This window comes from Amycolatopsis sp. ATCC 39116, from assembly GCF_000231075.2.
GTDB lineage: Bacteria > Actinomycetota > Actinomycetes > Mycobacteriales > Pseudonocardiaceae > Amycolatopsis_E > Amycolatopsis_E tucumanensis.
In genome coordinates this window covers 135938-157211 of sequence record NZ_AFWY03000004.1, presented here as the reverse complement: position 1 = coordinate 157211, position 21274 = coordinate 135938, and the positions used below count along the sequence as shown (strand labels likewise).

The following is a 21274-nucleotide window of genomic DNA, read 5'->3' as shown; positions in this document are numbered from 1 at the left end:
ACTTCCCCCGCTCGTTGATCTGGAGGGGGAGGCATGCAGGTCCGCACCCGGCACACGCCCGCGTTCGGCGTCGCCCGAGTGATCCTGGGTCCCGGCGAGGCCGTGCAGGCGCGGGGCGAGTCGATGTTCGCGAGCAGCTTCGGCCTCACCGAGGTGGCCGGCGGGCGCAAGGCGCCGTCGGTGTTCACCGCGCCCAAGGAAGGCGGCTGGCTCGACCTCGCGCCGGCCGGCGCCGGCGACGTGTACCCGCTGGAGTTCGACGGCCGCACCGGCTGGTGCGTGGCGCGGCACGCCGTGCTCGCGCGCCCGGCGTCGGTGCGGACCGACTCCTGGCCGGGCCTGCAGGCGATGTTCGGCGCCGAGCACGGGTTCCTGGAGCACTACAGCGGAACGGGCCCGCTCGTGCTCGCATGCGCCGGGCCGGTGGACCAGTTCCAGCTCGCGGCCGGCGAGCTGATCTCCGTGCGGCCGGGGCACCTGCTGGCCTACCCGGACAGCGTCCAGTGCCGCCTGCGGGCGTTGGACCCTTCGGGCCAACAGTCGATCCGGACGGGCGAAGGACTCATGATCGACTTCGCGGGGCCGGGCACGCTTTTGGTGCAAGCGCGTAAATCTCGCTGAATCTTATTGATCCTTCGCGTTTCTCCGGTACCGTGACTTCCACTTCGGGAGCCGGGCGGGCACGGCTCCCGGTGGTTTTCGCAAGGAGGAAACCGTGGCTGTTGGCACGGTCAAGTGGTTCAATTCCGAAAAAGGCTACGGGTTCATCGCGTCCCCCGAGGGACCTGATGTGTTCGTGCATTACTCGGCCATCCAGTCGGACGGATTCCGCACTCTGGACGAGGGCGATCAAGTCGAGTTCCAGATCGAGGCGGGCCGGGACGGCCGGACACAGGCAGCGGACGTCCGCAAGGTGTCCTAGGGCCGGCCGCTTCCGCCACCACCCTCGACGGAGACGCTTCGCGTCGCTGTGGAAGCCGGCAGTAGGCTGCCCCGTGTGACAGGCGATGTGTCGGGGGACCTCACCGGTCGCCGGCTGGGCAACTACCGCATAGACGGAGTGCTCGGCAAGGGTGGCATGAGCGTCATGTACAAGGCCACCGACGTGCGGCTCGGCCGCAAGGTGGCCTTGAAGGTGATCGGCGAGCACCTCGGTGCCGACGCCGAGTTCCGCGAACGGTTCGTGGACGAGGCGCGCAACACCTCCGCCGTGGACCACGCGAACGTCGTGCCGTTGTACGACTTCGGTGAGCTCGACGGGATGCTCTACATCGCCATGCGCCTCGTCGACGGGGCCGATCTGGCGAGTCTCATCGCGGACGGACCGATCTCCCCCGACCGCACGCTGCGGTTGCTGGACCAGGTCGCGGACGCGCTGGACTGCCTGCACGAGCGCGGCCTGGTCCACCTCGACGTCAAACCGGCCAACGTGCTGGTCACCAGCCGGGAGTCGGCGCGCGAGCACGTCTACGTCGCCGACTTCGGGCTGACCCGGCGCGGCGCGACCGGTCACCGCACCCGTGGCGGCGACTTCCTCGGGTCGCCGACCTACGCCGCGCCGGAACACCTGCGCGGGGAGCCGCTGGACGGGCGCACCGACCAGTACGCGCTGGCGTGCGTGCTGTACGCGTGCCTCACCGGGCAGCCCCCGTTCAGCGGCGACGTGCCGACGGTCATCAAGGGGCACCTGGCCGTGGAACCGCCCGCGGTGTCGGGCGTGGTGGGGCTGCCCGCCGCGGTCGACGAGGTCGTGCGCAAGGGCATGGCCAAGGCCCCGGCGGACCGCTACGACAACTGCGTCGAGCTGATCACCGCGGCGCGCAAGGCCCTCGGCCCGGCCGCCGCCTCGACGACACCGCCGGGCCCGCCCCAGGCTGCGACACGGGAGGCCGGCATGCAGCCGTACCCGCCGGGACAGCCGGGCGGCCACCCCGGCCCGCACGGCGCCGGCCAACCGGGCGCTGGTGGTCCGGGCGCCGGGCAAGGGGGTGTCGGTGGCCCAGGTACCGGGCAGCCGGGCCCGGGTGCCTCTGGCGTCGGCGGCCCTGGCGTCGGCCAGGCAGGCGGGCAGCCGGGGGCCGGTCAACCAGGGCAGCCCGGTTCGGGCGGCCAGCTAGGCGCCGGCGGCCCTGGCATCGGCCAGGCCGGTGGGCAATCGGGCGCCGGCGTGCCGGGCCAGCCGGGTCAGCCCGGCCCGGGCGGCCAGCAGGGCGCAGTCCCCAGCGGTGGCCACCCCGGCCAGCAAGGCCCAGGACACCAGCCCGGTCCCGGCGGCCCGCAGGGCCACGGCGACCAGCCGGGCCGCCCCGGCGCCGCTCAACCGGGCCACCCCGGCCAGCCGGGTCCCTACGGCCCGCCGGGCCACCAGCCGCCCGGGAACCCGTACGGCCACCCCGGCATGCAAAGCCACCCCGGCATGCCCGCGCCGCAGTTCCACCCGAACGCCCCGCAGGGCCAGCCGTGGAACCCGGGCTGGCCGCCCCAGCAGCAGCCCTACGGCTACGGCCAGCAGCCGCCGAAGAAGGGTGGCGGCCTCAAGTGGCTGTGGGCGGGCCTGGCCGGGCTCGTCGTCGTCGCGGCGGTCGTCGTGACCCTCGTTCTGGTGAATCGCGGCGGCGGCTCCGCGCCCGCGCCGACCACCGCGCCCAACATCCCCGTCGGTCCCACCGGCGGCGCGACCGGCCCATCCACCGGTGGCGGCCCGCCGCCCGCGACGATCTCCATCAAACCGAGCCCCTGACGTGCGGTTCTTGCACTCGCCCCCGGAGAGTGCTAAACAGGCGTTGGCACTCGGCGGTGTCGAGTGCCAACGCACCAATGGTCGGGACGGTGAGGCCGGCTCGGAGCACCGAGCAGGTCGTCCGTCGCGGGCACCGAGCCTGGCCGAGCTAAGTGTCCTGCTGCCAGTCCTGAAGCAGGTCATGGCAGCGACCACTACCGGAGGACAACACCCCAATGGCCAAACTGATCGCGTTCGACGAGGACGCCCGCCGCGGGCTTGAGCGCGGACTCAACACCCTGGCCGACGCCGTCAAGGTGACGCTTGGCCCCCGTGGCCGCAACGTCGTGCTCGAAAAGAAGTGGGGCGCGCCGACGATCACCAACGACGGTGTCTCCATCGCCAAGGAGATCGAGCTCGAGGACCCGTGGGAGAAGATCGGGGCCGAGCTCGTCAAGGAAGTCGCCAAGAAGACCGACGACGTAGCCGGTGACGGCACCACCACCGCCACCGTGCTGGCCCAGGCGCTCGTGCGCGAAGGTCTGCGCAACGTGGCCGCCGGTGCCGACCCGATCGCCCTCAAGCGTGGCATCGAGCAGGCGGTCGAGGCCGTCGTCGAGCAGCTGCACAAGGCCGCCAAGGAGGTCGAGACCAAGGAGCAGATCGCTGCCACCGCCTCGATCTCGGCCGCGGACCGCACCATCGGCGAGCTGATCGCCGAGGCGCTGGACAAGGTCGGCAAGGAAGGCGTCGTCACCGTCGAGGAGTCGAACACCTTCGGCCTCGAGCTCGAGCTCACCGAGGGTATGCGCTTCGACAAGGGCTACATCTCGGGCTACTTCGTCACCGACGCCGAGCGCCAGGAAGCCGTCCTGGAGGACCCGTACATCCTCCTGTTCGGCTCGAAGGTCTCGAACGTCAAGGACCTGCTGCCGGTCCTGGAGAAGGTCATGCAGTCGGGCAAGCCGCTGCTGATCATCGCCGAGGACGTCGAGGGCGAGGCCCTGGCGACCCTGGTCGTCAACAAGATCCGCGGCACCTTCAAGTCCGTCGCCGTCAAGGCTCCGGGCTTCGGTGACCGCCGCAAGGCCATCCTGCAGGACATCGCGATCCTGACCGGTGGCCAGGTCATCTCCGAGGACGTGGGCCTCAAGCTGGAGAACGCGGACCTGAACCTGCTGGGCAAGGCCCGCAAGGCCGTCATCACCAAGGACGAGACGACCATCGTCGAGGGTGCCGGCGACGCGGACCAGATCCAGGGCCGCGTGAACCAGATCCGCGCCGAGATCGAGAAGTCGGACTCCGACTACGACCGCGAGAAGCTGCAGGAGCGGCTGGCCAAGCTGGCCGGCGGCGTGGCCGTCATCAAGGCCGGTGCCGCCACCGAGGTCGAGCTCAAGGAGCGCAAGCACCGCATCGAGGACGCCGTTCGCAACGCGAAGGCCGCCGTCGAGGAGGGCATCGTCGCCGGTGGTGGCGTGGCCCTGCTGCAGGCGTCCAAGGCTGCCTTCGAGGGCCTGCGCCTCTCGGGTGACGAGGCGACCGGTGCGAACATCGTCAAGGTCGCCGTCGAGGCTCCGCTCAAGCAGATCGCGGTCAACAGCGGTCTCGAGGGCGGCGTCGTGGCGGAGAAGGTCAAGGGTCTGCCGGAGGGCCACGGCCTGAACGCGTCGACCGGCGACTACGAGGACCTGGTCGCGGCCGGCGTCATCGACCCCGCCAAGGTGACCCGTTCGGCGCTGCAGAACGCGGCTTCGATCGCGGGCCTGTTCCTGACCACCGAGGCCGTCGTCGCCGACAAGCCGGAGAAGGCTGCTGCCGCTCCGGGTGGCGACCCGACCGGTGGCATGGGCGGCATGGACTTCTGATCCACTAGTCCGGCGAAAGCCCGGGTGCGCACAGCGCATCCGGGCTTTTTGCTGCGCTACTCCTGCGGCATGAGCATCCAGCAGATCGCGTAGAGCAGGATGGGCGCGCCGAACCCGAGCAGGGTCGCGGCGACGAGGACGATGCGGATGATCGCCGCGTCGACGCCGAGCAGGTCGGCCCAGCCGCCCGCCACGCCGGCGATCATCTTGTCGGTCGAGCTGCGGCGGAGCTTCTTCGTGGTCACTGTGTTCGTCATGTCCCCATCGTCGGCCGCGCGGGTGGTCAGCACATCGGGGACGAACCCGGAGCGCACCCGGAAACCTCTGGGCCAGGGTGCTCCGGGACGGTTAAGGTCGATCACATGGCGGGATCTTTGCTCGGCACCGAGGTCCGGCGGGTCGAGGACCCGGATCTGGTGCGTGGCCGTGGAACCTTCGTCGACAACCTGAAGTTCGAGGGCGTCTGCCATGTCGCGTTCGTCCGGTCGCCGTTCGCGCACGCGCTGGTCAACGGCATCGACACCGCGGAGGCGGCCGCCGTGCCGGGGGTGATCGCGGTGCTCACCGCCGCGGACCTCGACCTGGCCGAGCTGCCGGTGTTCCTGGACCTCAACCCGCGGGCGAAGCGGTACGCGCTGGCCACCGACCGGGTGCGCTTCGCCGGGGAGCCGGTGGCCGCCGTGGTCGCGGAAAGCGCGGCCGCCGCGGTGGACGCACTCGAACTGGTCGATGTGGACTACGAACCGCTGCCCGCCGTGGTCGACCCGGAGCAGGCTCTGGATGACGGCGCGCCGTTGCAGTTCCCGGAAATCGGGTCGAACATCGCGGCCGGCGAGCGGGACGCCGTGGGCGGCGAGGTGCTCGACGGCGCCGACGTCGTGGTGCGAGCGCGGATCGAGAACCAGCGGCTGGCGGTGGCGCCGATGGAGGGCAACGCGATCGTCGCACTGCCCGGCGACGGCGAGTTCGACCTGACGGTCTACGTGTCGACCCAGATGCCACACGGCTTCCGGGCCGCGGCGGCGAAGCTGTTCGGCTACGACGGCGACCGGATCCGCGTGGTCGCGCCGCACGTGGGTGGCGCGTTCGGCGGGAAGGTCGGGGTCACGGCCGAGCACGCGGTGGTGATCGAGGCGGCGCGGCGCTTCGGGCGGCCGGCGAAGTGGACGGAGACGCGGTCGGAGAACCTGCAGGCCTCGCCGCAGGGCCGGGCGCAGGTGCAGTACGGCGAGCTGGGGCTGCGGCGCGACGGGACGATCGTCGGCCTGCGCTGCCGGGTGGTCGGCGACGCGGGCGCGTACGCCGGGTTCGGCGGCGGGCTGGCGCTCGGTCCGACCAGGACGATGGCGCAGGGCGTGTACCGGATCCCGAAGATCAGCTACGCGGCGATAGCGGCGCTGACGAACACCGCGCCGGTCGGCGCGTTCCGCGGTGCGGGCCGTCCGGAGGCGACGGCGATGCTGGAGCGGCTGATGGACCTGGCCGCGGCGGAGCTCGGCATGGACCCGGCGGAGATCCGGCGGCGCAACTTCCTGCGCCCGGAGGAGTTCCCGTACACGACGTTCAGCGGCGCGAGCTACGACAGCGGCGACTACGACCTGCCGCTGCGGAAGGCGTTGGAGGTCGCGGGTTACGACGAGCTGCGGGCCGAGCAGCGGCGGCGCATCGAGGCCGGCGAGTCGCGGCTGCTCGGGATCGGGGTGAGCGCGTACGTCGAGATCACCGGCGGCGGCAGCGGCGAGTTCGCGTCGGTGGAGGTCCGGGCGGACGGTACGGCGGCGATCAAGGTCGGCACGTCCGGGCACGGTCAGGGCCACGCGACGTCGTTCGCGATGCTGGTGGCCGACGCGCTGGGGATCCCGCTGGAGTCGGTCGAGTTCGTGCAGTCGGACACGGCCGCGGTGCCGCGTGGCGCCGGCACGGGTGGTTCGCGGTCGCTGCAGGTGGGCGGCAGCGCGGTGCGGCAGGCGGCGGACCTGGTGCTGGAGCGCGCTCGCGAGCTGGCCGCGTCGCGGCTGGAGGCGGGCGTGGACGACATCGTGCTGACTGACGGGCGGCTCGGCGTGGCGGGCGTCCCGCAGGCGACGATCGGCTGGGCGGAGCTGGCGGAGGCCGCCGCGGCGGAGGGGCGTCCGCTGCTGGAGACGACGGACTTCAAGCCGGGCGGGGCGACGTTCCCGTTCGGGGCGCACGTGTCGGTGGTCGAGGTGGACGTCGAGACGGGCTTCGTGAAACCGTTGCGGCACATCGCCGTGGACGACTGCGGGCGCGTGCTGAACCCGATGATCGTGCGCGGGCAGCAGCACGGCGGCGCGGTGCAGGGGATCGCGCAGGCGTTGTGGGAGCAGGTCTCCTACGACGAGGACGGCAACCCGGTGACCGCCACCTTCGCCGACTACCACCTCCCGACGGCCGCCGACGTGCCGGCGCTGGAGGTCAGCAACACCGAGACGCTGACCGAGCGAAACCCGTTGGGCGCCAAGGGAATCGGCGAGTCGGCGACGGTCGGTTCAACGCCGGCGGTCCAGAACGCGGTGATCGACGCGCTGGCTCATCTGGGCGTGCGGCACATCGACATGCCGCTGACGCCGCAGCGCGTGTGGCGCGCTGTGAGGGCTGGAGAGTCCGTTTCGTGGCGGGAGCCGCCTCCAGCGTTCGAGACGTTGCCCGTGCGCTCGTCGGCGGCGTCTTCGGACGCAGACGAGGCAGTGGCTTAGCCCACCGGTTGTCAGCCGTCGTGTTTACCGTCGACCCTCGACGCGACGGAGCCGATCGAGCCAGGCCTTCGTGGTGACCTCGTCCGCGGCGGTTTCGGCTGCGCGGTCCGGTTCCGGCGCCTGTCGCAGGACCGGCAAGTAACCGTCCACAGGGGACAGTGGTTGACTGGTGGTGTCGTCGGTGAGCAGGGACATCGTGCCCAGCCCGCAGGCGAACTCCAGCTCGGGCAGCGCCCCGGCGAGGGCGAGGCCCGCCGCCAGCCCGACGCTGGTTTCGACCGCGGACGACACCACGCACGGCAGCCCGGCGGCCTCGGCGACCTCGAGCGCCCGCCGGACACCGCCGAGGGGAGCCACCTTGATCACGGCGACGTCGGCCGCGTTGGCGACCGCCACCCGGAGCGGATCCTCGGCCCGCCGGATCGACTCGTCCGCCGCGATGCGCACGTCCACCTTCCGCCGTACGGCGGCCAGCTCGTCGATGGACGGGCACGGCTGTTCGACGTACTCGAGCCCACCCGCGGCGCGGTCCAGCTCGCGGATCGCCTTCACCGCGGTGTCGACATACCAGGCCGTGTTGGCGTCGACGCGGATGGCCCCGCCGGGCCCAAGCGCGTCCCGGACGGCCGCGACGCGCTCGCAGTCCTCCAGAATGGACGCCCGCGGATCGGCGACCTTGACCTTGGCGGTCCGGCACCCCGACGCGGCGACCATCTCGTAGGCGGCGTCGGCGCCCACGACGGGCACGGTGGTGTTCACCTCGACCCGATCCCGCACCGGAGCCGGCCACCCCACCTGGGCAGCCTCCACCGCGGCCGCGAGCCAGGGCGCGGATTCGCGGTCGTCGTAGTCGGCGAACGGGCAGAACTCCCCCCAGCCCGCGGGGCCGCGCAGGAGCACCCCTTCGCGCACGGTGATCCCACGGAACCGGTTCCGCAGGGGGATCGCGTAGACCAGGCGCTCATCCACGGCGACCATCCTCGCACGCTGGGCGGTACGAACCTGCGCAGACGCTGAGGGACGGCAGTGGTGCCCGACTCGGCTTGGTGGGGCTTCCTGTGTGAGGCACTCCCTCACCCTGCGCCTGCCCGAACCACCATCACCGTGCGCCTGCCCGAAACCACCGTCTCCCAACCCTGCCGTGTCGCTCGATTCCAGAGCCCCGCGTCACCCGATCACGGTCAAGGTCATCCCCTCGCACCGGCCCGCCACACCGCCCCGGCCTGCATCGGCCCCTCCGGTGCACCAGCCGTCGGAAGCGCCGGACCATCCGGGCCCGCCTCACAGCTAATGGACTAACTGGTTAATTAGCGGTTAGCATGCGAGGTGCGGACATGTGGAGGTAGCGAATGAAGGCCGTAGTGCTGGCCGAGCCCGAGGTGATGCGGCTCGTCGACCTGCCGGAACCCGAGATCGGGCCGCGTGAGGTGCTCGTGCGCATGCGGGGCCTCGGCCTGTGCGGGTCGGACCTCGGCGTCTACCGCGGTGCCCGCGAGGTGCCCGAGCGGCCGTGGCTGATGGGGCACGAGGGCGTCGGCGAGATCGTGGCCGTCGGGGCGGACGTGGCGGACCGCGTGGTCGGGCAGCAGGTCGCGATCGAGCCGAACTACTGCTGCGGCCGGTGCGCGGCGTGCGTCGCCGGCTTCACCTCCGCCTGTACCGACCGGGTGATCGTCGGCATGAACCACCCCGGGCTGCTGGCCGAGTACGTCGCGGTCCCGGCCGAGTTCGCCTGGCCCGCGGCGGAGACGGTCGCCCTGGAAGACCTCGTCTGCACGGAGGCGCTGACCGTCGCGCGGTCGGCGATTCGCCGGTCCGGCGTCGAGCCTGGTCAGCGGGTCCTCGTGGTCGGCGCCGGCTCGCAGGGCCTGCTGCTGTGCCTGGCGCTGCGGGCGCTCGGTGCGACGGTCGCGGTCCAGGAACCACACGAGGGGCGCGCGGAGCTGGCCCATTCGTTCGGCGCCGAGACCGGCGTCGAGGGCGAGTTCGACCTCCTCTTCGAAACGTCCGGCGTCCCGCAGGCCCTGCGCGCCGGCCTGGAGCGCCTGCGCCGCGGCGGCACCGCCCTGCTCGTCGGCATCAACTCGCGCCCGCTCGACCTGACGACCGCCGACCTGGTCTACCGCCAGCACACCCTCAAGGGCTCGCTCATCTACGACCACCCGGTCGACTTCGAGACGACCGTCGGCCTGCTCAACCGCGACGAGGTCCGGCCGGGCAAGGTGCTGCAGGCGCGGTTCCCGCTGGAAGAGGCCGCGCAGGCGTTCGCGTCGGTGCAGTCGGTCGCCGGCAAGTCCTGGATCAGCTTCGACTGACGCTCACGCCTCCGGCAGGTTCGCCAGATCCGCCTCGATCGACCAGGCCGCGCGCAGCAGCTCGGGCACGTAGTCCCGCTCGACCAGGCCGTGTCCGAGCCGGTCCGGGTGCACCGACGCGGTCACCGCGGCGAGCACCCGTCCGCGCCGGTGCCGCACCGGCGCGGCGATCGCCCGCAGGTCGTCGTCGACGTCGTGTTCGGCCATCGCCCACCCGCGTTCCCGGACCTGCTTGATCTCCTTCGGCAGCCCGGCGATGTCCGGCAGCGCGTCGAGCCTCCGTGCGAGCTCGTCCTCGGGCAACGCGGCGAGCAGGACCTGCCCGCTTGAGGTGACGTGGGCGGGCCGTCGCGCGCCGACGGTGAGCGTCGGCGGAGCGTGCCGGTGCCCGGGCACCACGGCCAGGTTCACCACGTCGCCCCGGTCGAGCAGGGCGAGCGAAGCCGTCTCGTTCAGCCTGTGCGCCAGATCGTGCAGGTGCGGGTGCGCGATCTCAGGCAGGGCGAGCCCGGACAGGTACGAGTAACCCAGGTCGAGGGTCTGCGCCGTGAGCCGGAACGCCTGCCCGTCGTAACGCACGTACCCGAGGTCGGCGAGGGTGAGCAGCAACCGCCGCGCGGTCGCCCGGTCCAGCCCCGTCCGCTTGGCCGCCGCGCCCGCCGTCAGGGCCGGGTGGTCCGCCCCGAAGCAGCGCAGGATCGCGAACGCGCGGCCGACGGCCTGCACGAAATGCGGGCCGTGGCCAGGGCCTTCGCCGGCCGTCGTGCTCGTCATCGAACCCTCCGACTGCCACCCGATCGGCTTGTTCTCATCGTACGTCCGCATGTTTCACGCCCGCCCGGACGCGGGTAGTTCACCGCTGAATCCCCGGAACGGAAGGAGTGCAATCGTGGCGAACACACTCTCCGGTAAGCGAGTGGCCTTCGTCGTCGCGCCGGAGGGCACCGAGCAGGTCGAACTGACCGAGCCCTGGAAGGCGGTCCAGGAAGCGGGCGGGCAGCCTGAGCTGGTGTCCACTTCGCCGGGCAGCATCCAGGCGTTCAACCACCTCGACAAGGCCGACACGTTCCCGGTCGACAAGGTCGTCACCGACGTCTCGCCGGACGACTTCGACGCGCTGGTCCTGCCGGGCGGTGTGGCGAACCCGGACTTCCTCCGCACCGTTCCCGACGCCGTTCGCTTCGTCCGCGGGTTCTTCTCGCAGCAGAAACCCGTCGCGGCGATCTGCCACGCGCCGTGGACGCTCATCGAGGCCGACGTGGTGCGCGGCCGCCGGATGACCTCCTGGCCGAGCCTGCAGACAGACCTGCGCAACGCCGGCGCCGAGTGGGTGGACGAGGAAGTCGTGACCGACTCCGGTTTCGTCACCAGCCGGAAGCCGGACGACCTGCCCGCCTTCTGCCGCAAGCTGGTCGAGGAGTTCGCGGAGGGCAAGCACCGCGCCCAGGCGAAGAGCGCCTGACCCGGTTTCAGGACGCCCGGTCGGCTTGTCAGGACGGCAGGTCGATCGGGCGGCTCGTGACCCCCAGCCGGGTCGCGAGCGCGATGGCGTCGCCGGGCGCCTTCACCTTGATGTCGTTGTCGAAGTAGACGTACACGTCGCGTGTCTTCCCGCCGCCGGTGCGCCGCCAGCGGCGGATCTTGTCGGCCCACCGTTGGAGGGCCTCGTCGGTGTACCCACTCGCGTAGAGCTCCTCGTCGCCGTGCAGGCGGACGTAGACGAAGTCCGCGGTCACCTCCTCGAAACTCGGCCAGGTGCCGGCCGAATCGGCCGCCACCAGTGCGATGTTGTTGTCCTGCAACAGGTTCCGGCACTCGTCCGAGGAGAAACTCGGGTGCCTCGGTTCGAGCGCGTAGCGCAGGGGCCGGTTGGTTCCGGCTTCGGTGTGGGCCTCTCCCTTCAGTTTGTCGTCGTGCTTGCGGGCCAGTTCCGCGGCCGCCCGGGTGTCCCGGGGCAGTCCGGCGAAGAACTCCGCGAACCGTCCGGATTCGAACGCGAAGTTCGCAGGCAGCTGCCAGAGGATCGGCCCGAGCTTGTGGCCCAGCGCCAGCACCCCCGACGCGAAGAAGTTCGCCAGCGGTGTCTCCGTGTCGGCCAGGCGCTTCATGTGGGTGATGAAGCGACCGCCCTTCACAGCGAACACGAAGTCGTCCGGCGTCTGCTCCGCCCAGGCCCGGTACCGCTCCGGACGCTGGAGCGAGTAGAACGAGCCGTTGATCTCCACGGAGTTCACCTGCCGCGAGATGTACTCCAGCTCGCGGCGCTGCGCCAGGCCCTTCGGGTAGAACGTGCCCCGCCACGGCGGGTACCGCCAGCCCGAGGTGCCCACCCGGATTTCGGCGATGGTGACCTCCTCAACCCTTCCGTCAGTCCCAGGAGAACCTCCAGTGCCGCCGGTGCACCAGGCCCGCGGCGTACTCGCGGAGGGTGCCCGGCTGCCCGGAGAAGCTGCGCAGGCTGAACGCGCGGTGCTCGGCGGCCAGCACGAGCGAGCGGTTCTGGTTGCGTGGCGGCGCCGCGACCGAGAGCTCCAGCTCGTCGAACCCGAGCACGACGAGCGTCGCCCCGAACCGGTCCTCCCAGCTGCGCAGGACCGCGGACACGGCGGCGACCTCGTCCGTCGACTTGATCATGCCCGTCCAGCCGAGCGCGGCGGGGACGTCGGCGGGCCGTTCGACCGGCACCAGGCCGAGGCGGTGAGGCGCGCGCCGGACGAGGATCGAGCCGGTGTTGCCCGCCTCGGCCAGCGGGTCCACCCGCAGCTGGGACTTCTTCGCCAGGCCGGGGAAACCGGCGCTGTACGGGCGCAGGCAGCCGGTGCCGTCCGGGCAGCAGAACGGGTCCCACCACCGGGCGAGCGTCGCGGCGACGTCGACGTCGACGACGCGGTGGACGGCGGGCGCGAGACGGCCGCGGTCGGTCAGCCAGTCCTCGCCCGTCGCGGCGAAGCGCGGGTCGTGCGGGATCAGGACGGGCCACAGCCCCGACCGGTCGAACCCGGCGATGCAGGCCCGGTACCGGCCGGGGTCGGCCAGCGGATCGTCGGAGACCCACATCCGCCCGATCCAGCGGCCGGGCGGCAGTTCGATGTCGGTGAGGGCCTCGGCGACGAGGCTTTCCTCGGGTGTGGCGGCGGTGGTCACGAGACCTCCTCGGGATGGACTGCGTCGATGAGGTCGAACAGTAGTTCGAGGGTACGACAGTTTCCGGCCCCGAGATTTGGTTTTCGCCGGTTCACCCGATCGGTCGAACGGGTGTTCGAGATTCGTGGTAGCTTCGGTCACGAGCGGGTCGCACCCCGCCGTTGAACTGGGGTTTCGCCTGCACCTGCGTGAGTACCGGACCGCACGTGCAGGGCGAGGGCGAGCAGCCAGGCCCCCGTCAACGCGAGCGCGAGCGGTAGCAACACGAACAAGTGCTGCCAGGCGACAGCCATCCCGATCGAAGCCAGGAGACACAGGACCAATGACGGCACGACCAGGCGCGGCCACCGGTACCCGGCGACCACCGGAGCCGCCGAGAGCACCAGCCCCGCCAGACCGATCAGCGCCTTCGGCTCACCGCCGGAGAGCCACAGGACCAGCCACACCGTGCTGGGCACGGCCGCGAGCACGAAGCCGGCCCACGACGACGCGAGCGAAAGACGGCGCGCCACCGCCGCGTCCGAGCGACGGGCACGGCGCCACATCGCCGTGGCCGCTACGGCGAACACCACGACGACGAAGCACACCCCTGCCCAAACCACGTCCAGGGGATTCCACGGTTTCGCGCGGACTATGCCTCGCGGGTGCCGCAGTCCACCGTGCGGTCACCGGGTTGTGGCCGCCTCCGCCCGGAGGCGGGGCACGCGCGCGGAGCCTTCTCGGGGCAGCGCTACAGGTAGGCGTCCGCGTCGTGGATCGTGTACGCGTAGCCCTGTTCGGCGAGGAACCGCTGCCGGTGCGCGGCGTACTCGGTGTCGAGCGTGTCCCGCGAGACCACGGAGTAGAAGTGCGCCTGCCTGCCGTCGGCCTTCGGGCGCAACAGCCTGCCGAGCCGCTGGGCCTCTTCCTGGCGGGAGCCGAACGTGCCCGAGACCTGGATGGCGACGGTCGCCTCCGGCAGGTCGATCGAGAAGTTCGCGACCTTCGACACCACGAGCTTGTCGATCTCGCCGCGCCGGAACGCGTCGAACAACGCCTCGCGCTCCTTGTTCCGCGTGGACCCCTGGATCACCGGCGCGTTCAGTTCGGCGCCGAGTTCCTCGAGCTGGTCCAGGTACGCGCCGATGACCAATGTCTGGTCGCCCGCGTGCTTGTCCAGAATGGACTTCACGACCGGGATCTTCGTGCGGGCGGTGGCCGCGAGCTTGTACTTGTCCTCGGATTCGGCGGTGGCGTACAGCAGACGTTCGTTGTCGGTGAGGGTCACCCGCACCTCGATGCACTCCGCCGGCGCGATCCAGCCCTGCGCCTCGATGTCGCGCCACGGCGCGTCGTACCGCTTGGGTCCGATGAGCGAGAACACGTCGCCCTCGCGGCCGTCCTCGCGCACCAGCGTCGCGGTCAGGCCGAGCCGGCGGCGCGACTGCAGGTCCGCGGTCATCCGGAACACGGGCGCGGGCAGCAGGTGCACCTCGTCGTAGACGATCAGGCCCCAGTCCCGGGAGTCGAACAGCTCCAGGTGCTTGTACTCGCCTTTGGACTTGCGCGTGATCACCTGGTAGGTGGCGATGGTGACCGGGCGGATCTCCTTCTTCTCCCCGGAGTACTCGCCGATCTCGTCCTCGGTCAGGGAGGTGCGGGCCACCAGCTCGCGCTTCCACTGGCGTCCCGCGACGGTGTTGGTGACCAGGATGAGGGTGGTGGCCTGCGCGCGGGCCATCGCGGCTGCGCCGACGAGCGTCTTGCCCGCGCCGCAAGGCAGCACGACGACGCCGGAGCCGCCCGCCCAGAACGCCTCCGCGGCCTGCCGCTGGTAGTCGCGCAGGCCCCAGCCGGTCTCGGCCAGCTGCATCGGGTGCGCTTCGCCGTCGACGTAGCCGGCCAGGTCCTCGGCGGGCCAGCCCACCTTGAGCAGCGCCTGCTTGAGCCGGCCCCGCTCGGAGGGGTGCACCAGGACGGTGTCGTCGTCGATCCGGGTGCCCAGCATCGGGCTGATCTTCTTGTTGCGCAGCACCTCTTCCAGCACCGCGCGGTCGGTCGTGGTCATGACCAGGCCGTGGGCGGGGTTGTTGGTGATCTGCAGCCGCCCGAACCGCGCCATCGTGTCGACGATGTCGATCAGCAACGGTTGCGGAACCGGGAAGCGCGAATAGGTGGTGAGGGCGTCCACCACCTGCTCGGCGTCGTGGCCGGCGGCGCGGGCGTTCCACAGCGCGAGCGGGGTCACGCGGTAGGTGTGCACGTGCTCCGGGGCCCGTTCCAGTTCGGCGAACGGGGCGATCGCGATCCGGGCGTCGTCGGCCATCGGGTGGTCGACTTCGAGCAGCACGGTCTTGTCGGATTGGACGATCAACGGGCCATCGGTCACGTCTTCCTTTATACGGCGTTGCGGGAGGCCGAGCCGTGCTGGTCATCGGCGGGGGCGCCGAACCAGCGGGTCAGCGCGGTGTCCAGGGGACCGCCGTCCGGGGTCCAGCACCGGTAGCCGTCCGGCCGGATCAGCAGGGCGGACTCGGTGAGCTGGTGGTCCGGTTCGGCCCGGACCCGGTCGACGCGATCGGACCAGCCCGGCGGCAGTGGGTGGCCGCCGGTGAGGTCGAGCAGCAGGCCGCGGCCGGAGCGCAGGAGCGCCGACAGGCGGGTGCTTCCGGCGCCGGTGCGCAGGTCGGCGTCGGGCACCCGGCCCGCGGCGTCCAAACCGGACATCATCCCGGCCAGGTAGTGGTTCGTGTCGGGCAGTCGCAGGAGGTCGGTGAAGATGTCGCGCAGCGCGGCGACGTCTTCGGACGGGTTCGGCACGGCGAGCACGCGCTGGGCCGAGGTGTGGTGGAGCACGCGGGCCGCCGCCGGATGCCGTTCCTCCTGGTAGGTGTCCAGCAGGTCGTCCGGGGCCCAGCCGTGCACGGTGGCCGCCAGCTTCCAGCCGAGGTTGACGGCGTCCTGCACGCCGAGGTTCAGGCCCTGGCCGCCCAGTGGCGGATGGATGTGCGCCGCATCCCCCGCGAACAGGATCTGGTCATGCCGGTACCGCTCCAGCTGCCGGGTCGCGTCACTCCACCGGGACGCGGTGAGGACGCGCGCGAGCTCGGTGTCCTGGCCGTAGACCGCGGTCAGGGCGTCGGTGATCTCGTTGTCCGTCACCGGGCCGTGGGCGGTGGACTGGTCCTCGCGGCCGAAGGTGAATCGGTAGCGGTCGCCGCCGACCGGGACGAGCATCGACCAGTAGCCGCCGGTGTGCCGAGTCAGGTCGCTGATATGGCCGGCGCGCCGGGGCACCAGCGCGGACGCCGAGGCGAGCCGGATTTCGGCCAGCACGGCCTGGAAGGTGCCGGGCCGGCCGGGGAAGGACAGGCCGAGCAGCTTGCGGACGCGGCTGTGCGCGCCGTCGCAGGCGACGAGGTAGCAGGCGCGAAGCGTGTCGTCGCCGGCGGTGACCGTGACGCCTTCGGTGTCCTGCGCGACGCCGGTGACCGGCTGTCCGCGCCGCAGTTCCGCGCCACGGGCGAGGGCGGCTTGTTCCAGGACCTCTTCCACGAGGTCCTGGCGAATGGAAAGGGGGAAGGGGTGCCGCGTCGGCCAGGACGAGTAGTCGAGCGGGACCGGCAGGGTGGCGAAGTGACCGCCCACCGGTTCGCGTTCGTGGGCGCGGTCCCGCATGGCGTCGAGCAGGCCGCGCTGTTCGAGCAGTTCGGCAGTCCGGGGCTGGATCGTGCCGCCCTTGGTCTGCTCGATCCGGTCGGTCAGTGGTTCGACGACCACGGTTCCGACTCCGGCCAGCGCGAGTTCGTGAGCGAGGGCGAGGCCGGTCGGTCCGGCTCCGGCGATGACGACGTCGGCGTCCATGGATCCTCCTGAGTGCAAAAGTAGACTGAATGCAAATTACTACCGAGTGAAGGGAGTTGGTAGTCTGGGGTGATGACCGAGCCGGCCGGACTTCGCGAGCGGAAGAAGCAGCGCACTCGCGAGGCGATCTCCAGCGCCGCGATCCGCCTGTTCCTCGAGCACGGGTTCGACCAGGTGTCCATCGCGCAGATCGCCGACGTGGCGGAGGTTTCGCGACGCACCCTGTTCGCCTACTTCCCGACGAAGGAGTCGCTGGTCGTCCACCGGTTCGCCGACCACGAGACGGAAAGCGCCCGGGTGGTCCGGGGACGTCCGGGCGACCGGACGCCGCTGGAGGCACTCCGGGACCACTTCTTCGACGGGCTCGACCGGCGGGACCCGATCACCGGGCTCAACGACGCCCCGGAGATCCTCGCGCTGTACCGGATGATCTTCGCCACGCAGGCGTTGCTCGCGCGGATGCTCGAGTTCAACCAGGCGGCGGAGGAGGCCTTGGCAGACGCCCTGGCGGACACTGCCGGGGTGGGGCCCGGCGAGGCGCGGGTGGCCGCGGCGGCGATCGTCTCGGTGCTGTGGGCCCTGGCGCGCGAGAACCACCGGTCCATCGCGTCCGGCCGGTCGGCCGACGAGGTGTTTCCGCAGGCCAGGGCGGACGCGGACGAGGCGTTCAGGCTGCTGGACAGTGGCTTCGGCAGGCTCGGCGCGTGGTAGATCGTGGCGAAGGCCACAGCGGGGGAACGACACGGGGAGTGTCGGACGTCTTGCCCAGCGAAAGATTTCGGCTGGTGGGTGGAAGCCGCGCTCCCGGGCCAATACGATCGCCCGGCGGACCTCTTCACGAGTAGCGCGGACGGGGCGCGTGTGTCCGGGGTCGCTACCCTCTCCGGGGTTGGCGACCCAGCCGGTGCCGATCCGAGTCCGGCAGAACGGCTAGAGAAGGAAGTCAGGTGGCCCGGCGGCACAAGCGTCCCGAGAGCGGTGAGGCGCTGGACCGGCGGCCGGACAACAGGGCAGGCAGCCGGTGGCGGCTGCGGAACTGGCGGCTGCGCACGAAGCTGATCGCCGTCCTGCTCATCCCGATGCTGACCGTGCTGGCGCTCATCACCCTCCACGTGCGCTCCGACCTCGGGCACGCGGAACAGCTGGCCGAGCTCGCCGCGCACGCTCGTGTCGATGCGGGCGTCAACGCGGTGGTCAACGAACTGCAGCGCGAGCGTGACGTCACCGTGCGGTACGTCGCCGGGCAGCGACGGAACGGGCTCAGCGACGTGCGGGACCAGCGCACCCGCGTGGACCAGGCCGCCGGTGCGTTCGCGCGCGAACTCGCCGCCCAGCAGTCGCGGCTCTCCCCGGCCAGCGCCGCGGGGCTGAAGGAAGCCCAGTCCCGGCTCGACGCACTGCCAGGACTGCGTTACTCGGGTGAGTTCTCGAACTCGTCGGCGGATTCGATCCTGACCTCCTACAGCGACCTCATCTCGGGTGTCCTCGACCTGTCGGACCAGGCCGTCGCCGAGATCGCGGACGCCGAGGTCGCGCGGCTTCGGCTGGCCGCCAACGCGCTCGCCCGCGTGAAGGACCAGATGTCGGTCAAGCGCGCGGTGCTCGGGCAGGCGTTCGCGGAGGGCGAGGTCTCCGACGACCGGCTGCGGAAGCTCCTCGGCGCGGACGCCCAGCTCGCCGCCGCGCAGAACGACTACCGCAAGTTCGCCACCGCGGCCGAGCAGCGCTCCTACGAGCAGACCGTCGCCGGACCGGCCGTGCAGTCGGCGAACGCGCTCTTCGAGCTGGCCATCACCAGGACGGAGAACGGGCAGAGCCTGTCCGGCCTCGACTCCCGCCAGTGGGACCAGGCGATCACCGGGACCATCGACCTCGCCTACCAGTTCCAGCAGACCCTGCAGGTGCAGACGCAGCAGCGGTGCGACGCGCTCGCCACCGACGCCCGGCGCTCGGCGATCGTCAACGCGGCGGTGGTCTTCGGGGTGCTGCTGCTGTGCGCGGTGCTCGCCGTGGTCATCGGGCGATCGCTGCTGCGGCCGCTGCGGATCCTGCGCAACAACGCGTTCGACGTCGCCGAGCACCGGCTGCCCGCGGCGGTGGACGAGATCCTCGCCGACCCGCATCCGGACTTCATGACCGCGCACCGCGGTGTGGCGCCGGTGCCGGTGTTCACGCGTGAGGAGGTCGGCCAGGTCGCCCGCGCGTTCGACGCCGTGCACGGGCAGGCGGTGCGGCTGGCCGGTGAGCAGGCGCTTCTGCGGGAGAACATCAACGCGATGTTCGTGAACCTGTCCAAGCGCAGCCAGGACCTGGTCGAACGGCAGCTGGCCGTGCTGGACCGGATGGAGGCGGACGAGCAGGACCCGGAGACCCTCGGCGGCCTGTTCGAACTCGACCACCTCGCGACGCGGATGCGCCGCAACAGCGAGAACCTGCTCGTCCTGTCCGGGCACGACTTCGGTGACGAGAAGGCCGAACCGGTGGCCGCCGAGGAGATCATCGGCGCGGCGTTGTCCGAGGTGGAGCACTACCAGCGGATCGAGCTGACCGCGATGCCGGAGATCGCGATCCGCGGCGAGGCGTGCAACGACCTGGTGCACGTCGTGTCCGAGCTGCTGGAGAACGCGACCCTCTACTCGCCGTCGGACAAGACGGTGACGGTGGTCAGCTCGCTCGCCGAGGACGGCGCCTGGCACGTGCACATCACCGACCAGGGCGCGGGCATGCCGCAGCCGGAGATCGACCGCGCCAACAAGCGACTGGCGAACCCGCCCGCGGTGGACGTCGAGGTGTCGCGGCGGATGGGCCTGTTCGTGGTCGCGACGCTGGCGAAGCGGCACGACATCCAGGTGCGATTGCGGTCGGCGGACGGTGGCGGGCTGGTCGCGACGGTCGTCGTCCCTGCGGGGCTGGTGATCGAGAACGTGGCGCCGGTGCCGGAGCCGCTGCCCGCGCCGGTGGCCGCTCCCGAGCCGCCGCCGGTGCCGGTTTCGCTGCCGTCGCTCAAGCCGATCCCGCTGCCCGAGCCGCCGCCAGAAACCGAGCCCGAGCCGGAACCGGAGCCGGAGCCGGAGCCGGACGACACGGTGCTGATCCCGGTGGTGCGGGACGAGCCGCGCCGCGCGCGCACCGAGGACCGGGTCGACTGGCCGACGGCGGACAACGACGCCTTCCCGCCGGAGGACGAGGAGCCGACCGAGCGGATGCCGGCGTACCAGGCGGTGTTGTCGCGGTGGTTCACGACGGGCGAGCACTGGCCGATCCGGCGCGACGTCGCGGGCAACGGGCAGCCGGATTGGCCGGCCGAGCCGGAGTGGCCGTCGGCGGACGACGACGAGGTGGACGGGAAGGCGCCGGACTTCCCGCAGCAGGTGCGGCGGCGGCCCGACTCGTTCGACCCGCCTACGCTCTCACTCGATCCCGACGAGGTTCGTCACCGGATGTCGCGGCTGCAGAACGGGTTCGCCCGAGCCCGCGACGCGCGGGAGAGCTGACGGGTTCGATCCCGGCGAGCCGCTGCCGGGCGTCGATCGCGCGGGCCAGGCGGGACAGGGCGTAGTTGATCGCGAAGTAGAGCAGCGCGATGATCAGGTAGGTCTGGATCAGGAGCCGGTTGTAGCCGGCGAGGACCTTGCCGCTCTGCAGGAGTTCGGCGTAGCTGACGACGATCCCGAGCGAGGTGTCCTTGACGACGCCGGCGGCCTGGCTGATGAGCGCGGGCACCACGCGGCGGATGGCCTGCGGGAAGATCACGTACCGCATCGACTGGGAGGGCCGCATCCCGAGCGCGGCCGCGGCCTCGCCCTGGCCGGCTTCGAGTGAGCGGAAGCCGCTGCGGAAGATCTCGGCGAACTGGGCCGCGCGGGACACCGCGATCGGCAGGACGAGTTTCCAGAGCAGCGGCAGGTCCAGGCCGTACCGGGGCAGCGCGAACATGGCGAAGTAGATCAGCAGGAGCAGCGGGACGACGCGGACGACCTCGACGTACGCCCGGGCCGGCGCGCGGACCACGGCGTGCCGGGAGATGCGCCCGAAGGCGAGCACGAGCCCGGCCGCCACCGCGATGGCAATGGCCAGCACCGCGGCGAGGGCCGTGCCGCCGAGGCCGCCGAGGAGGTAGCGCCACATGGGCCAGGAGCCGTAGGGCGCCCAGCGCTCCGCCGAGAGCTCCCCGTTGATCGCGAACTGCCGCACCGCCAGCACGACGAGCACAAGACCAGCCAGGACCGCGACCACGGTGGCGATGCGGATGCGCCGCCGGGCGCGCGGACCGGGATCGTCGAAGAGCACGGAGGTCATGGCCGGCCTGCCTGTTTCAGCACGATTGGCCCTCTCGTGGAGCGGTGGTCGGACGGTTCATGCGCGGGCGGGTGAGTGGGTAGGTCGTGCCGCTGCGATTGGGCCGGTGGCGTTGGCGTGGCGCGGCGGTGGGTGTGACTGGGCGGGCCTGCCGGCGCGGCTGGGCGGCTGGCGTGGCGTGGCGCGGCGGCGGGTGAGGCTGGGCGGGCCCGCTGGCGTGCTGGGCGGCTGGCGTGGCGTGGCGGCGGGTGAGGCTGGGCGGCCGGCTGACGTGGCTGGGGTGGACCGGCTGGCGTGGCCTGGCTGGGCTGGTGGCGCGGCGGGTGAGGATGGGCGGGCCGGCTGACGTGGCTGGGCGGACCGGCTGGG

General features: G+C 71.6%; 18 protein-coding genes. 9 read left to right on the top strand and 9 right to left on the bottom strand.

What is annotated here, in order from left to right; all coding sequences use genetic code 11:
* The first annotated feature begins 33 nt into the window (after positions 1 to 33).
* The 4 genes from AMY39116_RS0306885 (at position 34) to groL (ending at position 4587) form a co-directional block, all read left to right on the top strand.
* Complete coding sequence (locus AMY39116_RS0306885; RefSeq protein ID WP_020416959.1) at positions 34 to 621, top strand: AIM24 family protein; 588 nt, start codon at positions 34 to 36, stop codon at positions 619 to 621.
* A 94-nt stretch (positions 622 to 715) separates the two neighbouring features.
* Complete coding sequence (locus tag AMY39116_RS0306880) at positions 716 to 922, top strand: cold-shock protein (protein WP_017985292.1); 207 nt, start codon at positions 716 to 718, stop codon at positions 920 to 922.
* Positions 923 to 997: 75 nt separating this feature from the next.
* Positions 998 to 2740, top strand: a complete 1743-nt coding sequence (locus AMY39116_RS0306875) for a serine/threonine-protein kinase (protein ID WP_063710136.1) — start codon at positions 998 to 1000, stop codon at positions 2738 to 2740.
* Between the two features lie 215 nt (positions 2741 to 2955).
* Positions 2956 to 4587, top strand: coding sequence for a chaperonin GroEL (gene groL, locus AMY39116_RS0306870; RefSeq protein ID WP_020416957.1), 1632 nt, complete (start codon positions 2956 to 2958; stop codon positions 4585 to 4587).
* Between the two features lie 56 nt (positions 4588 to 4643).
* Here groL and AMY39116_RS0306865 read toward each other — a convergent pair whose 3' ends face one another.
* A complete protein-coding gene (locus AMY39116_RS0306865; RefSeq protein WP_027935706.1) occupies positions 4644 to 4844 on the bottom strand; it encodes a PspC domain-containing protein in 201 nt (66 codons plus the stop codon).
* Between the two features lie 105 nt (positions 4845 to 4949).
* On the opposite strand from AMY39116_RS0306865, the gene AMY39116_RS0306860 reads away from it, so the two are divergent.
* Complete coding sequence (locus AMY39116_RS0306860) at positions 4950 to 7304, top strand: xanthine dehydrogenase family protein molybdopterin-binding subunit (RefSeq protein WP_027935705.1); 2355 nt, start codon at positions 4950 to 4952, stop codon at positions 7302 to 7304.
* A 24-nt stretch (positions 7305 to 7328) separates the two neighbouring features.
* On the opposite strand, the gene AMY39116_RS0306855 is transcribed toward AMY39116_RS0306860, so the two are convergent.
* Entirely contained in the window at positions 7329 to 8282 is a 954-nt protein-coding gene (locus tag AMY39116_RS0306855) for an o-succinylbenzoate synthase (protein ID WP_020416954.1), read from the bottom strand.
* A 371-nt stretch (positions 8283 to 8653) separates the two neighbouring features.
* Between AMY39116_RS0306855 and AMY39116_RS0306850 the strand changes: the two genes are divergently transcribed.
* A complete protein-coding gene (locus AMY39116_RS0306850) occupies positions 8654 to 9619 on the top strand; it encodes a zinc-binding dehydrogenase (RefSeq protein ID WP_027935704.1) in 966 nt (321 codons plus the stop codon).
* 3 nt (positions 9620 to 9622) lie between these two features.
* Here AMY39116_RS0306850 and AMY39116_RS0306845 read toward each other — a convergent pair whose 3' ends face one another.
* The gene (locus AMY39116_RS0306845; RefSeq protein ID WP_020416952.1) at positions 9623 to 10444 is read right to left on the bottom strand and encodes an IclR family transcriptional regulator C-terminal domain-containing protein; all 822 of its coding nucleotides are present in this window, start codon (positions 10442 to 10444) and stop codon (positions 9623 to 9625) included.
* Positions 10445 to 10508: 64 nt separating this feature from the next.
* On the opposite strand from AMY39116_RS0306845, the gene AMY39116_RS0306840 reads away from it, so the two are divergent.
* Entirely contained in the window at positions 10509 to 11081 is a 573-nt protein-coding gene (locus AMY39116_RS0306840; protein WP_027935703.1) for a type 1 glutamine amidotransferase domain-containing protein, read from the top strand.
* A gap of 28 nt (positions 11082 to 11109) precedes the next feature.
* On the opposite strand, the gene AMY39116_RS0306835 is transcribed toward AMY39116_RS0306840, so the two are convergent.
* From AMY39116_RS0306835 to AMY39116_RS0306815, 5 genes are all read right to left on the bottom strand, one after another.
* Complete coding sequence (locus tag AMY39116_RS0306835) at positions 11110 to 11949, bottom strand: DUF72 domain-containing protein (protein ID WP_020416950.1); 840 nt, start codon at positions 11947 to 11949, stop codon at positions 11110 to 11112.
* 37 nt (positions 11950 to 11986) lie between these two features.
* Positions 11987 to 12763: a DUF4253 domain-containing protein gene (locus tag AMY39116_RS0306830; protein ID WP_020416949.1), complete on the bottom strand. Its 777-nt coding sequence runs from the start codon at positions 12761 to 12763 to the stop codon at positions 11987 to 11989.
* A gap of 137 nt (positions 12764 to 12900) precedes the next feature.
* A complete protein-coding gene (locus tag AMY39116_RS0306825) occupies positions 12901 to 13365 on the bottom strand; it encodes a hypothetical protein (protein WP_235716075.1) in 465 nt (154 codons plus the stop codon).
* A gap of 128 nt (positions 13366 to 13493) precedes the next feature.
* Positions 13494 to 15131 carry a DNA repair helicase XPB gene (locus tag AMY39116_RS0306820; RefSeq protein ID WP_020416947.1) on the bottom strand — a complete coding sequence of 546 codons (1638 nt, stop codon included), beginning with the start codon at positions 15129 to 15131 and terminating at the stop codon, positions 13494 to 13496.
* An 8-nt stretch (positions 15132 to 15139) separates the two neighbouring features.
* Positions 15140 to 16606, bottom strand: a complete 1467-nt coding sequence (locus AMY39116_RS0306815; protein WP_020416946.1) for an FAD-dependent monooxygenase — start codon at positions 16604 to 16606, stop codon at positions 15140 to 15142.
* Between the two features lie 72 nt (positions 16607 to 16678).
* On the opposite strand from AMY39116_RS0306815, the gene AMY39116_RS0306810 reads away from it, so the two are divergent.
* Together AMY39116_RS0306810 and AMY39116_RS0306805 are read left to right on the top strand one after the other, a co-directional pair.
* A complete protein-coding gene (locus tag AMY39116_RS0306810; protein WP_020416945.1) occupies positions 16679 to 17317 on the top strand; it encodes a TetR/AcrR family transcriptional regulator in 639 nt (212 codons plus the stop codon).
* A gap of 236 nt (positions 17318 to 17553) precedes the next feature.
* Entirely contained in the window at positions 17554 to 20100 is a 2547-nt protein-coding gene (locus AMY39116_RS0306805; protein WP_020416944.1) for a nitrate- and nitrite sensing domain-containing protein, read from the top strand.
* Here the strand turns inward: AMY39116_RS0306805 and AMY39116_RS42325 are convergent.
* Positions 20009 to 20905 carry an amino acid ABC transporter permease gene (locus AMY39116_RS42325; protein ID WP_020416943.1) on the bottom strand — a complete coding sequence of 299 codons (897 nt, stop codon included), beginning with the start codon at positions 20903 to 20905 and terminating at the stop codon, positions 20009 to 20011. The two genes, AMY39116_RS0306805 and AMY39116_RS42325, sit on opposite strands and share 92 nt — an antisense overlap.
* Between the last annotated feature and the right edge of the window lie 369 nt (positions 20906 to 21274).

Coding starts and splice junctions, on each gene's coding strand:
- AMY39116_RS0306885 (WP_020416959.1), top strand. CDS start 34: ATGCAGGTCCGCACCCGGCACACGCCCGCGTTCGGCGTCGCCCGAGTG.
- groL (WP_020416957.1), top strand. CDS start 2,956: ATGGCCAAACTGATCGCGTTCGACGAGGACGCCCGCCGCGGGCTTGAG.
- AMY39116_RS0306865 (WP_027935706.1), bottom strand. CDS start 4,844: ATGACGAACACAGTGACCACGAAGAAGCTCCGCCGCAGCTCGACCGAC.
- AMY39116_RS0306860 (WP_027935705.1), top strand. CDS start 4,950: ATGGCGGGATCTTTGCTCGGCACCGAGGTCCGGCGGGTCGAGGACCCG.
- AMY39116_RS0306855 (WP_020416954.1), bottom strand. CDS start 8,282: ATGGTCGCCGTGGATGAGCGCCTGGTCTACGCGATCCCCCTGCGGAAC.
- AMY39116_RS0306850 (WP_027935704.1), top strand. CDS start 8,654: ATGAAGGCCGTAGTGCTGGCCGAGCCCGAGGTGATGCGGCTCGTCGAC.
- AMY39116_RS0306845 (WP_020416952.1), bottom strand. CDS start 10,444: ATGCGGACGTACGATGAGAACAAGCCGATCGGGTGGCAGTCGGAGGGT.
- AMY39116_RS0306815 (WP_020416946.1), bottom strand. CDS start 16,606: ATGGACGCCGACGTCGTCATCGCCGGAGCCGGACCGACCGGCCTCGCC.
- AMY39116_RS0306810 (WP_020416945.1), top strand. CDS start 16,679: ATGACCGAGCCGGCCGGACTTCGCGAGCGGAAGAAGCAGCGCACTCGC.
- AMY39116_RS42325 (WP_020416943.1), bottom strand. CDS start 20,905: ATGACCTCCGTGCTCTTCGACGATCCCGGTCCGCGCGCCCGGCGGCGC.